This is a genomic window from Shewanella sp. MF05960, from assembly GCF_050849305.1.
Classification (GTDB): Bacteria; Pseudomonadota; Gammaproteobacteria; order Enterobacterales; family Shewanellaceae; genus Shewanella.
Genome location: NZ_JBOZPS010000006.1, coordinates 169,976 through 183,867 on the forward strand (window position 1 = coordinate 169,976; position 13,892 = coordinate 183,867).

13 protein-coding genes are annotated in these 13,892 nt (G+C 43.8%); 7 read left to right on the top strand and 6 right to left on the bottom strand.

Features of this window, described 5'->3' with window-relative positions; genetic code table 11:
• Positions 1 to 124 precede the first annotated feature (124 nt).
• Both rsmD and ACROAE_RS08190 read left to right on the top strand, forming a co-directional pair.
• The gene (gene rsmD / locus ACROAE_RS08185; RefSeq protein WP_432400602.1) at positions 125 to 718 is read left to right on the top strand and encodes a 16S rRNA (guanine(966)-N(2))-methyltransferase RsmD; all 594 of its coding nucleotides are present in this window, start codon (positions 125 to 127) and stop codon (positions 716 to 718) included.
• A 2-nt stretch (positions 719 to 720) separates the two neighbouring features.
• Positions 721 to 1,017, top strand: a complete 297-nt coding sequence (locus ACROAE_RS08190) for a hypothetical protein (protein WP_432400604.1) — start codon at positions 721 to 723, stop codon at positions 1,015 to 1,017.
• A 73-nt stretch (positions 1,018 to 1,090) separates the two neighbouring features.
• On the opposite strand, the gene ACROAE_RS08195 is transcribed toward ACROAE_RS08190, so the two are convergent.
• Positions 1,091 to 1,654 (bottom strand): NapC/NirT family cytochrome c, encoded by a 564-nt coding sequence (locus ACROAE_RS08195; protein WP_432400606.1) that lies wholly within the window; start codon positions 1,652 to 1,654, stop codon positions 1,091 to 1,093.
• Between the two features lie 357 nt (positions 1,655 to 2,011).
• Here ACROAE_RS08195 and ACROAE_RS08200 point away from each other — a divergent pair, with 357 nt between their 5' ends.
• The 3 genes from ACROAE_RS08200 (at position 2,012) to ACROAE_RS08210 (ending at position 7,164) form a co-directional block, all read left to right on the top strand.
• Positions 2,012 to 2,416 carry a hypothetical protein gene (locus ACROAE_RS08200; RefSeq protein ID WP_432400608.1) on the top strand — a complete coding sequence of 135 codons (405 nt, stop codon included), beginning with the start codon at positions 2,012 to 2,014 and terminating at the stop codon, positions 2,414 to 2,416.
• A gap of 126 nt (positions 2,417 to 2,542) precedes the next feature.
• Positions 2,543 to 4,021 (top strand): efflux RND transporter periplasmic adaptor subunit, encoded by a 1,479-nt coding sequence (locus tag ACROAE_RS08205; protein WP_432400610.1) that lies wholly within the window; start codon positions 2,543 to 2,545, stop codon positions 4,019 to 4,021.
• An 11-nt stretch (positions 4,022 to 4,032) separates the two neighbouring features.
• The gene (locus tag ACROAE_RS08210; RefSeq protein ID WP_432400612.1) at positions 4,033 to 7,164 is read left to right on the top strand and encodes an efflux RND transporter permease subunit; all 3,132 of its coding nucleotides are present in this window, start codon (positions 4,033 to 4,035) and stop codon (positions 7,162 to 7,164) included.
• Between the two features lie 106 nt (positions 7,165 to 7,270).
• On the opposite strand, the gene ACROAE_RS08215 is transcribed toward ACROAE_RS08210, so the two are convergent.
• The 5 genes from ACROAE_RS08215 to plsB form a co-directional block, all read right to left on the bottom strand.
• Positions 7,271 to 7,549: a hypothetical protein gene (locus ACROAE_RS08215; RefSeq protein WP_432400614.1), complete on the bottom strand. Its 279-nt coding sequence runs from the start codon at positions 7,547 to 7,549 to the stop codon at positions 7,271 to 7,273.
• Positions 7,549 to 7,809, bottom strand: a complete 261-nt coding sequence (locus tag ACROAE_RS08220; protein ID WP_432400616.1) for a hypothetical protein — start codon at positions 7,807 to 7,809, stop codon at positions 7,549 to 7,551. The genes ACROAE_RS08215 and ACROAE_RS08220 overlap by 1 nt, the downstream gene beginning before the upstream one ends.
• 100 nt (positions 7,810 to 7,909) lie before the next feature.
• Positions 7,910 to 8,689: a VOC family protein gene (locus tag ACROAE_RS08225; RefSeq protein ID WP_432400618.1), complete on the bottom strand. Its 780-nt coding sequence runs from the start codon at positions 8,687 to 8,689 to the stop codon at positions 7,910 to 7,912.
• A gap of 123 nt (positions 8,690 to 8,812) precedes the next feature.
• On the bottom strand, positions 8,813 to 10,069 hold the full coding sequence (mtr, locus tag ACROAE_RS08230; protein ID WP_432400619.1) for a tryptophan permease: 1,257 nt from the start codon (positions 10,067 to 10,069) through the stop codon (positions 8,813 to 8,815).
• Positions 10,069 to 12,492, bottom strand: a complete 2,424-nt coding sequence (gene plsB, locus ACROAE_RS08235) for a glycerol-3-phosphate 1-O-acyltransferase PlsB (RefSeq protein WP_432400621.1) — start codon at positions 12,490 to 12,492, stop codon at positions 10,069 to 10,071. Before plsB ends, mtr begins: the two co-directional genes overlap by 1 nt.
• Before the next feature lie 264 nt (positions 12,493 to 12,756).
• On the opposite strand from plsB, the gene lexA reads away from it, so the two are divergent.
• Both lexA and ACROAE_RS08245 read left to right on the top strand, forming a co-directional pair.
• The gene (lexA, locus tag ACROAE_RS08240; protein WP_432400623.1) at positions 12,757 to 13,371 is read left to right on the top strand and encodes a transcriptional repressor LexA; all 615 of its coding nucleotides are present in this window, start codon (positions 12,757 to 12,759) and stop codon (positions 13,369 to 13,371) included.
• Entirely contained in the window at positions 13,368 to 13,874 is a 507-nt protein-coding gene (locus ACROAE_RS08245) for a cell division inhibitor SulA (RefSeq protein ID WP_432400625.1), read from the top strand. The genes lexA and ACROAE_RS08245 overlap by 4 nt, the downstream gene beginning before the upstream one ends.
• Positions 13,875 to 13,892: the final 18 nt, after the last annotated feature.

The window sequence follows — 13,892 nt, forward strand, 5'->3', positions numbered from 1 at the left end:
TGTGCAGTAAAATGATGAATACTCACATTTAATCACGAGTTTGATATAAAATAACGACGGTTCAGATTGTGGCATAGTCTACCACTTTCTTTTTTCTTTGTTCAGGCAAAATCACGAGGGTGAGATGGCTAAAAAAAACACCAGTAGCGGTCAGGTGCGAATTATTTCAGGTCAATGGCGCTCACGTAAGCTTCCGATCCATGATCTTGAAGGTTTACGTCCAACAACCGATCGCGTTCGCGAGACCTTATTTAACTGGATAGCCAACGATATTCGCGGCGCTCGAGTGCTCGACTGTTTTGCTGGCAGCGGTGCATTATCGCTTGAAGCACTGTCGCGTTACGCAGAATTTGCCACCATGATTGAGTTGCAACGAGATGCCGCCAATCAATTAAAACTAAACCTTACTACTCTACAATGCCAAAATGCCGAAGTCATCAATGGTGACAGCTTACAAGTGCTGGCTAAAGGCACTAAAAACGGTGTTGACCTGGTTTTTATTGACCCACCATTTCGTAAAGAACTCGCAGCCAAAGCCATTGATCTATTAATGGCCCACCAATGGCTCAACAACAATGCCTTTATTTACGTTGAAACCGAGTCCGAAATTGCAACGTTACCCGTACCCGCCTCATGGATTCCACTTAAAGAGAAGCAGGCTGGCCAGGTGACTTACCGACTTTATCAATATCAAACAACTGACACATCGGCGCTGTAGTCATGCTCAGCAATCTGACATTAAACAATACAGCGCGAAATGATCTGATATTAATCGGTAAAACCGCCACATTGTCGATGTGGGCCTTATTCACCTATGGATTTTTTGTGTTTAGCCAAGATGTCACAGCCATACTGACTCTTATCGCTACATTGTCTGCGATGATGCACCTGTTGTTACTTTTAGCCGTATGCCTCAGCCCTAAGAGTAAATATCAACCCATCATAAAATATGCAGCCATTTTGCTGTGGGGCATATTTGCCTTAGGTCACCTTAAGCCTCAATCGGTAACCGTTTAGCGCGATTCACTTTGTACCTGATACAAAAAAGCCTCGTTAATTTAACGAGGCTTTTTTTAAAGTCGATATGCTATTACTTTTTAGGGTAAGGGTGAGCAACACCTTTGTGGCAATCTACACAGGTTTTTCTGTCTTCAGGTGCTTTCTTGAAGTTATTGCTGTGCATTCTAACAGCCATTTTCTTCATCGTTTCTGGCTGGTCTTCATAAATACGTGTATGACAGTGCTGACAATTAGCAGAATCATTACTACGGAAATATTCTAACGCTAAGTCGGCTTGTTCTTTACGGTTTTCGTCTAACCATTCTTGCGTCATAAAGCCATCGATAGTCATTAAGCCAATAATGTCTTTTGACACGATGATTTTCTTAATCAAGTAATCAACTGGACCATGCGGTAAGTGACAGTCTTGACATTGCACAGTCACACCGGCTTTACCGCCACCGTGAGCTGATGCCATAACTTCATCTCTTAACGAGTGATCTCGGTGACAAGTCATACAAAAAGCATCGCTACTTGTTGCATGTAATGTCTGTTGTGTTGCGAAATAGCCTACGACACCCACAATTACACCAACCACAATAAGTGCAATAATTGAGTACTTCGCGCTTGGTTTAAATAGTGCACGCCAGTTCATTGTTCAATCTCCATAATTTGCTAAAACTACATTTCTAATATTTGTTTATCTAGTTTAGGATTTTTTAACATTATAAAATTGATTCTAGTCGCTGTTTTTATGATTCCTTATCAGAAAATATCTAAAATGAGAGATAGATCGCTACTCATTGTCACTGAACAGCTTAAAAACGTTCCGAATGCTGAAATGGTTTAGTGTTTTTAGCGGTCTTATTGATTTGATTAAGGTTAAAAATGTGTACTGGCGCATTGTTTGCTACTCCGTATGCGATTATATTGTACGGGTCTTTAGTATTGTGATTAGTCTTCACTATGATTGATCGATAAAGCTTACATGTTGGTTCACTTTTAGGATGTTATGCATAAATCTATTCGCCATTACCTGATTGCTATTTGCACTTTGTTGTCTTTAATCGGACAAGGTGTGTTAGCTAATGGCTATACCATGATTATGCCCAGCGATATGAAGATGAATGAACAGATGATCACGAAAGTGATGCCAAACGACATGAAAAGTGGCAGCGATTGCCACAGCATGATGCAAGATGAAACAAACATTGCCACTAGCTCAAACCATTGTTGTGATAATGCCGCTAGTTGCACTAATGACTGCAGCCATTGCTTTACCATTACTTTTACGGGCACGGTTTTCAGTACCGATATAGCGATTAGCCCTACCCCTGAAGATACTGCGGTAACCTTACCGATTGCACAATTATTCTCTATTGATGGCTCCCCTGCGTTTCGCCCCCCTATTGTTTAACCTCACTTCTATAATGTCGGCGTAAACTCGATTATATTTTTTACATGATATTCATGGTTTATCTGCGTATTGGCGCAACACAATTTTTGTATTGTATGCCGCGCTCAACCATGACCAGAGGTTGATATGAAACACGCTTTTATTGTTGCACTATTAGCAACGGCGAGCTTATTAAGCTACGCGACGGCTTTCCCTGCCTATGCTGCATCTGAACCGGCAGCACATGAACAGCATCAACACAATTATTACTGCCCCATGCACCCTGATGTCACGAGTGACAAGCCAGGTAGTTGCCCTAAATGTGGTATGTTTTTAGTCGCAAAAGAGCCTGAAACAGCTGATATTGAATCTAAATCAGTAGCTCACCACGAAACACAAATAACGCCTGCTGCCAAAAAAGTATTTGAGCAACCGATTAGCTCACTTCAACCCATGGCCAAACCAAGCGTAACTAACAAAACTCCCACCCAGACAACTAAATATATTTGCCCAATGCATCCTCATGTTGTGTCTGATGCGCCGGGTAGTTGTCCGATTTGTGGTATGAATTTAGAAAAAGTGGCTGTCGGTGACGCAAGCCAAGAAATTGTGGTGGGCGTATCAGGTGGAATGCAACAAGCGCTAGGTATGCGCAGCCATGTAGTGGCCAAGAGCAGTTTATCGCGCCAAGTCAATACCATTGGCACTGTGCAATACAACGAAAATACCATAGGCCATGTACACACTCGCGCCACCGGATGGATTGAAACGCTGACAGTGCACAATGTTGGCCAACAGGTAAAGCAAGGTCAACTCTTGTATGAGTTGTATTCACCAGAGCTCGTTAATGCTCAAGATGATTACTCACAAGCGCTCGATTACCTTAAACAAGACAAGCAACGTGGCAGCATATTATTGAGTAAAGCCCGTAAGCGCTTAGAATTATTAGGCGTCGATAATGCGGTGATTAATCGCCTAGAAAAAACCGGAGAAACCATTTATCGCGTGCCGTTTTATGCGCCGCAAAGTGGCTTTATTAGTAAGTTAACCATTCGTCATGGCATGTATATTCAACCGGGTGATACCTTATTTGAAATTGTCAATTTAGACAGTGTATGGGTCATTGCAGACGTATTTGAGAACGAACAAAGTTGGTTAACAGAAGGGCGTAAAGTCAGTGTCAGCGCAGCGGCACAAGGCCTGTTTGATATTGATTCAAACATTGATTATATCTATCCAGAGCTAGACCCAGTCACCCGCGCCATGCGAGTCAGAATTCAATTAAACAACATGCAAGACAAACTGAGGCCCGGCACGTTGGTGGATGTCACCTTGTACGGTCAACCCAAACTGGATGTATTGACGGTACCTACCGAAGCGTTGATTTTAACCGGCAGAGAAAACCGCGTAGTGGTGCAGCGCAGCGACACTAGCTTTGCATCAGTGTCAGTAAAAGTCGGCATGATGGCTCAAGGTAAAGCGGAAATTATCCAAGGTTTAAATGAGCACGACAAAGTGGTCGTATCTGGACAGTTTTTACTTGATTCAGAAGCCAGTATTCAAGGCAGTTTGCAGCGTTTAAGTGGTGCAGGTACTCAAGCCCAAACTGACGTTCATCAACACTAAGGAGCCTTGCTATGCTAGCGCAAATTATCAATGCTTCAATTAAAAACCGTATTATGGTGTTGTTGTTTACGGCAATCATTGCCCTGGTGGGCTTTCAAACCATGCGCACCACTCCATTGGATGCATTGCCCGATTTATCAGACGTACAAGTGATTGTTAAAACCAGTTATCCAGGTCAAGCTCCGCAGTTGGTAGAAGACCAAATAACCTACCCATTGTCGTCGGCCATGTTGGCGGTTCCCGGCGCCAAAACCGTGCGCGGGTTCTCGATGTTTGGTGACTCGTTTGTGTATGTAATTTTTGAAGACGGTACCGACATTTATTGGGCCCGCTCACGCGTGCTTGAATACCTTTCGCAAACCCAAGATCAACTGCCTGATGGAGTCACGCCGAGCTTAGGCCCTGACGCCTCCGGTGTCGGTTGGATTTTTCAATACGCACTCGTAGATCGCAAAGGCCAATACGATTTAGCGCAATTGCGCTCTCTGCAAGATTGGTTTTTAAAGCTTGAGCTGCAAAGTGTCGCAGGCGTATCAGAAGTCGCGACCGTTGGCGGTATGGAACAAACCTATCAAGTGGTCGTCGACCCGCATAAGTTGGCTTTGTATCAAATCGATTTAATGACCATTAAAAATGCCCTCGACAATTCTAATAGTTCAACGGGTGGCTCGGTGATTGAAATGGCCGAGGCGGAATACATGATTACCTCAAGTGGTTATCGCCAAACCATTGCTGATTTTGCTGAAGTGCCGTTGGGCATATTATCTGAAACCGGCACGCCAATATTAATGAAAGATGTCGCAGAACTACGCACAGGCCCAGCGGCAAGACGTGGGATTGCTGAGCTTGATGGACAAGGTGAAGTCGTCGGCGGTATTGTGGTGATGCGCTACGGCGAAAACGCCCTTGAAACCATTAATAATGTCAAAATTAAGCTCGAACAAATCAGTAATGGCCTGCCAGACGGAGTGGAGTTAGTCACCACTTATGACCGCTCAGAGCTGATTGTGCGATCAGTCGACAACCTCAAACATAAAGTGCTCGAAGAGATGCTGGTTGTTGGGCTGATTTGCTTATTATTTTTACTGCATGCTCGTTCGACATTAGTGGCCATTATCACTCTACCCATCTCGATTTTGATCAGCTTTATTGCGATGCATTTTATGGGGGTGAATGCCAACATTATGAGCCTAGGCGGGATAGCTATCGCCATTGGCGCAGTGGTTGATGCATCAATCGTAATGGTAGAAAATACTCACAAACATTTAGAGCATTACCGCCAACAACACGGCAGAGCCCCTGAGGGCGAAGCACACTGGCAGCTAGTAAAAGAAGCCTCTGTTGAAGTGGGTCCTGCACTATTTTTCAGTTTATTAATTATTACCTTAAGCTTTACCCCTGTGTTTGCGTTAGAAGCACAAGAGGGGCGCTTGTTTCATCCTCTCGCCTTTACCAAAACCTTTGCTATGGCCGCATCGGCAATTTTAGCCATCACCTTAATTCCGGTATTAATGGGCTATTTTGTTCGTGGAAAAATCCCCGATGAGCGTAAAAACCCACTCAGTCGTATCTTAATTGCGTTATATCAACCGCTATTAAAGTGGGTGTTACGTTTTCCAAAAATGACCATCGTTATGGCTATTGTCGCCTTACTCAGCGCCTATTATCCCCTTAGCCAAATGGGCTCAGAGTTTATGCCAACGCTAGAAGAAGGTGACTTGCTGTATATGCCCACCACATTACCCGGCGTTAGTGCAGGGAAAGCGGCGGAGATTTTACAACAAACAGACAGGCTAATTAAAACGGTGCCTGAAGTTAAGCGGGTATTTGGTAAAGTAGGCAGAGCAAAAACAGCCACCGACCCCGCACCGTTAACCATGTTAGAAACCACCATTATGCTTAAACCCACAAGCGAATGGCGAACTGGCGTCACATTAGAAAGTATCATTGCCGAACTGCAAAAAACGGTACGTATTCCGGGCATGACTAACGCTTGGGTGCAACCGATTAAAACCCGTATAGATATGTTATCCACTGGTGTTAGAACCCCGGTCGGCATCAAAATATCAGGCTCAAATGTTGAGGAGTTACAGCGAATAGGCAGTGAAATAGAAGCAGTAGTAAGCCAATTACCGGGCACCTTATCGGCATTTGCACAGCGCAGCAGTGGAGGTCGTTATATTGATATTACTCCTAACTTGAAAAATGCCGCTCGCTACGGCATGACACTCAAAGACATTCAAGATGTGGTGCAAATTGCCATTGGCGGCATGACGGTGGGCGAATCGATTCAAGGTCAGGAACGCTACCCAATTAATATTCGTTACCCAAGGGAGTTACGCGACAACATTGAAAAGCTAAAAGATCTGCCAGTGCTCACTAAAACCGGTAAATACCTACCCTTAAGTTACCTAGCTGAACTGACCATTAGCGACGGCGCGCCGATGCTTGCCAGTGAGAATGGCCGCCTTATTTCATGGGTGTTTGTCGACTTAAAAGATATTTCAATTGGTGAGTATATTACCCAGGCTCAAACCGCACTCGATGAACAAATTAGCTTACCTGCGCGTTACAGCTACAGCTTTGCGGGCCAATATGAATACATGCAACGGGTTGAAGCTAAAATGACACTGGTGATCCCGCTGATGATTGCGGTGATTTTTATCTTATTGATGATGACCTTTAACTCAACCATTCAGGCTCTGGTGATTATGCTCAGTTTGCCATTTTCACTGGTGGGCAGCGCATGGTTACTTTACTCGCTCGAGTTTAATTTCTCAGTGGCGGTATCGGTTGGCATGATAGCACTGGCTGGTGTGGCCGCTGAGTTTGGGGTGGTGATGCAGGTGTACCTCAACAATAGCATTGCCGCTTACAAACGAGAAGACCGCTATCAAACTAAAGCCGACTTAACGGCTGCGCTTATCGAAGGAGCGGTAATGCGCATACGCCCTAAAGCCATGACGGTTGCCACCATCTTTTTTGGCTTATTACCCATCATGTGGGGCAGTGGTTCAGGCAATGAAGTGATGCAAAAAATTGCCGCACCTATGGTGGGCGGTATGGTCACCGCGCCGCTATTATCGCTATTTGTGATACCGGCGATTTACTTACTCATTTACGGTCGACGGTTGCCTGCATAATCATTGGCAGTAATACGTTCATATTGACGCTATAAAGCAAAAATCCCAAACAATACATTGTTTGGGATTTTTTACTATCACATCAACATTCTAAGTTAAGCTGAGATTAATTCCGCTTAAGTGACTCATTAAGTTGATCCGCTTCATCTTGTTTCTTCTTCTTACATGCAGCGATATCATCAGGATGACCGTGTTTGCATGGATCACTGGCTAAAATCGCCATAGGCAGATTGAGTATCATGTAATCTGTATCATTTTTATTATCGTCGGCATTGCCAGCATTGCCTAAACGGTTTGGCGACGTGCCGCTACAAGCCGTTAAGACAAGTAAACTAGACAATATCAGGCTCGATAAGAGGGTCGATTGAACAAGCTGCTTTTTCATTATTGAGTGATCCTTTGTTTTTCACGCGCTAAACTCATCATCTTAAACATTCCCCACGCCATAATCGCGCCACCAATAACCAACATTGCATTAATGATCATTGGATGAGATAGCATAGGTAAAAAGCCTTCGTCAAAGCCGGCAAATATTCCGTAAAGCCCTAAACCAAACAATAACGTACCGGGAAAATCGATAATGGCCACCATTAGCATACTGCGGTTAATTCGTGCTAATGCTGTTTGTGTTGTTTCTTGAGTCATAAATTCATCCTTGGGTGTACTCCTTGTGTAACACTAATTATTCAGACATCGATTGTTAATTTGAGTTCAAATAATGACGTAAATACAAGATGCTAAATGTTTATGCTGCTGGGTCCAATAGCGAAATAATCGAGAAAAACCCGCCTTGCGGATCATTGAGTACCGAAAAACGTCCCACATTAGGGATGTCGGTAGCGGATACGCACACGGTCGCACCCAAACTTTTTGCTTTAGCGAGCGCGGCATCGCAATCATCAACTGCAAAATAGTTCATCCAATGCGCTGGCGCATCGCCCCATTCTGCCGTCATTTCCATCATGCCGCCAACAGCTTGCTCACCCACATACCATTCGGTGTATTCAAAATCGGCCATATCTGCAAGTTTGGTTTGATAGCCTAACACCTTACTATAAAATGTTTTAGCGGCTGCGGTGTCACGACAGGCTAACTCAACCCAGCATAAGGTATTAGCTTCTTGTGCCCGTTTTATGCCTATATGATCTTGCCCTTGCCACAGTGCAAAACGGCTACCTTCAAGGTCGGTGCATAATGCCATGTGGCCTGCGTCCCCAACCGAATGTGGCCCAGCTATCACTTGTCCGCCAGCTTGTTTAACTAATTCAGCGCTAACATTGACATCATCAACGGCAAAGTAGACCGTCCAGTGAGTGGGCAACGCCAACATATCTTCTGGCATTGGGTACATTGCGCCAATATCGTCACCCTCAATTTGCAACATTGTGTAATGCCCTTCAGGCATTGGCATATCATCAGCTCCCCAACCAAATAATGCTTGATAAAACGCTTTACCCGCATCCCAATCGTGCGTAGCCAGCTCAATCCAGCATGGTTGCCCTTGTTGATATTGTTGTACTTTCATTATTGTTGTCCTGTCGAAGTCACAATTACTGATAGGTAATAGTTATAAGTTAAGTTGATATCACCCAAAAAGCAAAAAGCCTTCAAACGAAGGCTTTTTTTAAAATGCACTGTGCAAATCAGCTTATTTAAATACCGGTAGAATATCGGCCATGGCCAGTAAGTGACAGGTTGCGGTAATCATACCAAACAGCACAACGACAGCAATCAGCGGTGTACCGCCTGGGACTTTAAAGCCAGTAGAGTTTGGATACAGTTGACGCACTTTATATGCTAACAGGGCTGGCACTATCACAGCCCACACGGTTGCGGCTAATGCGGCAAAACCAATGGCAATAATAAAACCATTAGGAAATAATAAGCCCAAAATCGTTGGTGGAATAAAAGTCACTGCAGCGGTTTTAACACGACCTGAACGCGAGTCATCAAAGCCAAATAAATCGGCAAGATAATCGAACAAACCTAAAGTCACCCCTAAAAACGATGACGCTACGGCTAAATTGGCAAATAACGTCAGCATATTGTTAAGCCACTGACTTGCCATCGCACCCGATAAAGCCTCAACCAGCACCCCAATGTTGCCACCCTTGGCAATCACATCAGCAAATTGGCTACGCGGAATATTACCCATGGTCGCGATAAGCCAACACACATAGATAATGAGGGCGATGCTAGTGCCTACGACTATCGCTTTGACAATGGTATTAGCATCTTTACCATAGTATTTAACTAAACTCGGTACATTGCCGTGGTAGCCAAAACTGGCTAAGCCAAAGGGAATGGCAGCAAATAAATACGGCAAATAACGGCTTTCACCGTCTGGTGACACTAACTTAGTGGTGTCGATTTCAATCAATAAATTACCTATTGCTAAAAAGAAGGTAATCACCATACCGCCGAGAATAATGGTGGTAATACGATCAACCGCTTTAGTGCTAATCAATACGATGAACGCTAACACTGCCGCAAACACTAAACCGGCAACACTTTGAGGTAAGGTTACGCCAAGTGCCGACAAGCTATGATTAACAATAGAGCTGCCACCACTAATATAAGCATAGGTCAAAATGTACAAGACAAACGCAATGGATACGCCGTTAATGACTCGCCAAAATTGACCTAATGTTTCTCGGGTTAGCGTATCGAAACTGGCCCCAGGCTCAAAATGCAAGTTAGCTTCTAGCAGCAATAACCCCGACATTAACATGCAAAACCAGACACCTAATAGCATGGCAATTGAATAACCAAACCACATTCCGGCACCCACAACTGGCAATGAAAACATGCCAGCCCCCACCGTGGTGCCCGCAATAATCATCGCACCGCCCAATAGAGACTTCCCTTGCGGACGGTGCTTTGCAGCATTCATATGGTTGGCCATTAATGTCCATGCTCCGCGTGCACACTATCAACAATGGTTTGTCTTACTGATGAGCTCAATAACTGGTTTGCATAATCGCGAATTCTAATCACTTCAGACCGATGCTCAACACTGCATAAATAGCCCAGTTCTTTTAGCTTAACGCTTAAGGTGTTATAGAGTTTTTTGTCATAAAACTCTGGCGCTGTGATGCCATGCAATGCACCTAAACGCTGTGCTAATAAGTGACTATCAGTTTCAAGCTCTGAGCGTTCTAAGTCAGGCTTTATCGCTAACAAGTTAAAGATAATGGCATAACGCTGTAACGTTTCGCTGATAGTTTCTGCTAACAATAATAATTGCGCAGTGTACCGAGGCGTGACTTCAAAATGTGCTTCGCCACTGAGTAAGCCTTGTTCAACCATAAAGTCCAAAAGGCTGTCGATATGCTGTGGCACATCGTCAATACCCATAAATAATTCAGCTTTTAGCAACGGATAAAAATCCATCACGACGGCATGAATTTTTTCGCGGTCACAAATATCATATTGCACTAAACAACTGGCAATTAACGACGGAATCGCCATGACGTGAATGATATTGTTGCGGTAGTAGCTCATGGTGATAGCAATTTTTTCATCAACAGAAATAATTTCACCAATGGCATCTTTCGTGCTGACAAACTTATTCAGTGATAAACAATGATCAACAATCGATTTACCATTACCTTCTGCAACAGAAGCATAATTTGTATAAGGTACCGTTTTCAGCATCGCTAAATACAAATCTAACTGACGTTCTAACAAGCTGCGCTCTAATGCATTTCGCTCAGAAGCTAGCAAGACTAAACTGGTTAATGTCACTGAACTCGCAGCGGCAGCGCCGTTAATATTAGTCATCACACGGTTAGCCAATAAGTTAACTGATGGCGTAAACCAAGTCGGTTTTTGCTCTGGGTCTTTGGCCACTTCTTCACGCCAATCTGGAGCTTGTTGATTTAAAAAGTTTTGTAGATTAATCGGCTCACCAAAATTCACATAACCTTGGCCAAAATTACCTAATTTACGAATGGCACCAAACACTTGCCACACTGACTCTTTTTGCTTTTTCTTGCCGCTTAACTCTTTGTGATAAGTGGCGACTTCCATCACATGGTCATAACCTAAGTACACAGGCACAAGCGTTACAGGTCGCTCAATGCCGCGCAATACACTATTGATAGTCATGGCTAACATGCCTGTTTTAGGGGCAAGTAAACGTCCGGTACGAGAACGGCCACCTTCAGTGAAGTATTCAACCGAATAACCTTTAGCAAACAGTTGGTCTAAATACTCACGAAACACAGCAGTGTATAGCTTGTTGCCGTTAAAGCTACGGCGGATAAAGAACGCGCCACCACGACGGAACATCGGGCCTGCTGGCCAAAAGTTTAGGTTAATTCCCGCAGCGATATGCGGTGGCACCATGCCCTGATAATACAAAATATACGACAGTAGTAAGTAATCCATATGGCTGCGATGACACGGCACATACACAATTTCATGACCATCATGGTGTAATTGGCGGATTTGTTCAGCGCCTTTGATATTGATACCACTGTATAGCTTGTTCCACAGCCAAGTAAGGAAGCGCTCAGCGATACGGATTAAACTGTCTGAATAGTCCGTGGCAATTTCATCTAAATATTCAACAGCTGTTTCACGGGCTTTTTCAGGTGATACTTTCTTGTTAATGGCTTCTTCTTCAATCGCTTTTTTGATTGAATCCGACTTAAGCAACGAAGCAAAAAACATTTGTCTGTTGGGCAACTGCGGGCCCGTCATCACTTTACGTTGACGACTGAAATGCACTCGAGCTACACGGGTTAATTTGTGGGCAATACTTTTATCAAATCCATGCTCATCTGCCATATAGCGTAAAGATAATGCATTAGAGAACTGGACAAAGTTATGTCTACCAAGAAACAAAATCATTAGCCATTTGCGTAACCACGTTGGGCTTTCACGCTCAAGCACTGCCGCCTTCATACTGTCGTCTTCTTTACCAGGCGTGCGCCCCCAGTACAAACTCACGGGAACGAGTTGAATATCCAAATCCGGACGTTGACGATGAAGCGCCAATAAACTGGTGAAGCTATCGATAAACTTTTCACCACTTTCGCGTTTACCAAAGAGTGGCTTACGCCCCTCCAAACACACAATACGTGGCACTTTTAAGCCATCAACGATGAGTGGGTCATATGGACTCGGCATTCCAAAGCCCTCAGTGATTTCGCTTAGCGCAGCGGCATCACTGATTGACTCTGTTTTCATGACATAAACCAATGGTTTATTTGGATCTAAATTAAGATCATCAAAAGGGTCATGCGGGACAACAATGGTTTGAACCATCGATTTCTGTACCCATTTTAATGCACGTAAAAATATTGAATTTGGTTTTGACATAGTTACTTTCGCAATATAAGCCACTGTAATATTGCTGCATAGGATACCAGAAACCACCCTTGATACACTATCTGGCTGTTTTATCTTTACTTTGTGAACAGTCCCTAACTGAACAACTCAATTAAAATATAGAATGAAACTGATATAAAACATACTGATAGGCAACAATGCCGTAACAAAAAACAAAAAACGGTTGGTTAATACTTGCGCGAACAAAAACACTGTATATAATGACAGTCACTGTATAAAAAGACAGGAATCATCATGAGACCGTTAACGCCGCGCCAAGCAGAAATTTTAGACTTAATTAAAAACAATATCGCCGAAACAGGTATGCCACCGACTCGTGCTGAAATTGCGAACCGTCTTGGCTTTAAAAGTGCAAATGCTGCCGAAGAGCATTTAAAAGCACTCGCCAAAAAAGGCTTTATCGAGATCATGCCTGGCACTTCAAGAGGTATCCGCTTACCTCATGAAGAACAACAAGAAACAGGATTGCCGCTGATTGGCCAAGTCGCTGCTGGTGAACCCATTTTAGCGCAAGAGCATGTAGAGCAATATTATCAAGTCGACCCAAACATGTTTAAACCCGCAGCCGATTTTTTACTGCGAGTACGTGGCGACAGCATGAAAGACATTGGCATTTTAGAGGGCGATTTACTTGCCGTTCATAAAATGCAGCAAGCACGTAATGGCCAAGTAGTTGTGGCCCGCGTTGAAGATGACGTCACGGTGAAACGTTTCGAGAAAAAAGGCAATGTTGTCTATCTACATGCCGAAAACGAAGCATACACCCCGATTAAAGTAGACTTAAGTTGCCAAAGCCTCACCATTGAAGGGCTTGCCGTTGGCGTTATCCGTAATGGAGATTGGTTATGAACAAACTAATGGGCACTGCCCCGCGCCACCCAGGTTTATGGGCAGATTCAACAGAAGCAGAATTGTATGGCAACCAAACCATTCAAACATTACAAACCGTCACTCAAGGTGAGTCTGAGTTAGGGCAACTGTGCAGCCAGTTAGCAACCTTAAGCCGACAAGGACGCTGGATAGTGCTCATTAGTCCTCCGCATATTGGTTATAAGCACATGCTGGCAAGTGCTGGTGTAAGAATGGACCGAATCTTACTAGTACACACTAAAGATGAAGTTGAAACGTTATGGGCAATGGAAAAAGCATTAACCAGTGGCACTTCAAGCGCTGTGATTACCTGGACGAGTTCATTAGATGCTCGTGACAGTCGCCGTTTAGAAATTGTCGCCAAAAGTGCACGCGCTTTAGGTGTGGTAATTGAAGATGTGAATACTCACTTACCTGAAAAACATCAAATCGTTAATCCAACAATGCCTTCTGCAACAAGTAATTTTTCAGCATTTCATTAAGTACGAACCCTTCAACAC

Coding starts and splice junctions, on each gene's coding strand:
- rsmD (WP_432400602.1), top strand. CDS start 125: ATGGCTAAAAAAAACACCAGTAGCGGTCAGGTGCGAATTATTTCAGGT.
- ACROAE_RS08190 (WP_432400604.1), top strand. CDS start 721: ATGCTCAGCAATCTGACATTAAACAATACAGCGCGAAATGATCTGATA.
- ACROAE_RS08195 (WP_432400606.1), bottom strand. CDS start 1,654: ATGAACTGGCGTGCACTATTTAAACCAAGCGCGAAGTACTCAATTATT.
- ACROAE_RS08200 (WP_432400608.1), top strand. CDS start 2,012: ATGCATAAATCTATTCGCCATTACCTGATTGCTATTTGCACTTTGTTG.
- ACROAE_RS08205 (WP_432400610.1), top strand. CDS start 2,543: ATGAAACACGCTTTTATTGTTGCACTATTAGCAACGGCGAGCTTATTA.
- ACROAE_RS08210 (WP_432400612.1), top strand. CDS start 4,033: ATGCTAGCGCAAATTATCAATGCTTCAATTAAAAACCGTATTATGGTG.
- ACROAE_RS08215 (WP_432400614.1), bottom strand. CDS start 7,549: ATGAAAAAGCAGCTTGTTCAATCGACCCTCTTATCGAGCCTGATATTG.
- ACROAE_RS08220 (WP_432400616.1), bottom strand. CDS start 7,809: ATGACTCAAGAAACAACACAAACAGCATTAGCACGAATTAACCGCAGT.
- ACROAE_RS08225 (WP_432400618.1), bottom strand. CDS start 8,689: ATGAAAGTACAACAATATCAACAAGGGCAACCATGCTGGATTGAGCTG.
- mtr (WP_432400619.1), bottom strand. CDS start 10,069: ATGGCCAACCATATGAATGCTGCAAAGCACCGTCCGCAAGGGAAGTCT.
- plsB (WP_432400621.1), bottom strand. CDS start 12,492: ATGTCAAAACCAAATTCAATATTTTTACGTGCATTAAAATGGGTACAG.
- lexA (WP_432400623.1), top strand. CDS start 12,757: ATGAGACCGTTAACGCCGCGCCAAGCAGAAATTTTAGACTTAATTAAA.
- ACROAE_RS08245 (WP_432400625.1), top strand. CDS start 13,368: ATGAACAAACTAATGGGCACTGCCCCGCGCCACCCAGGTTTATGGGCA.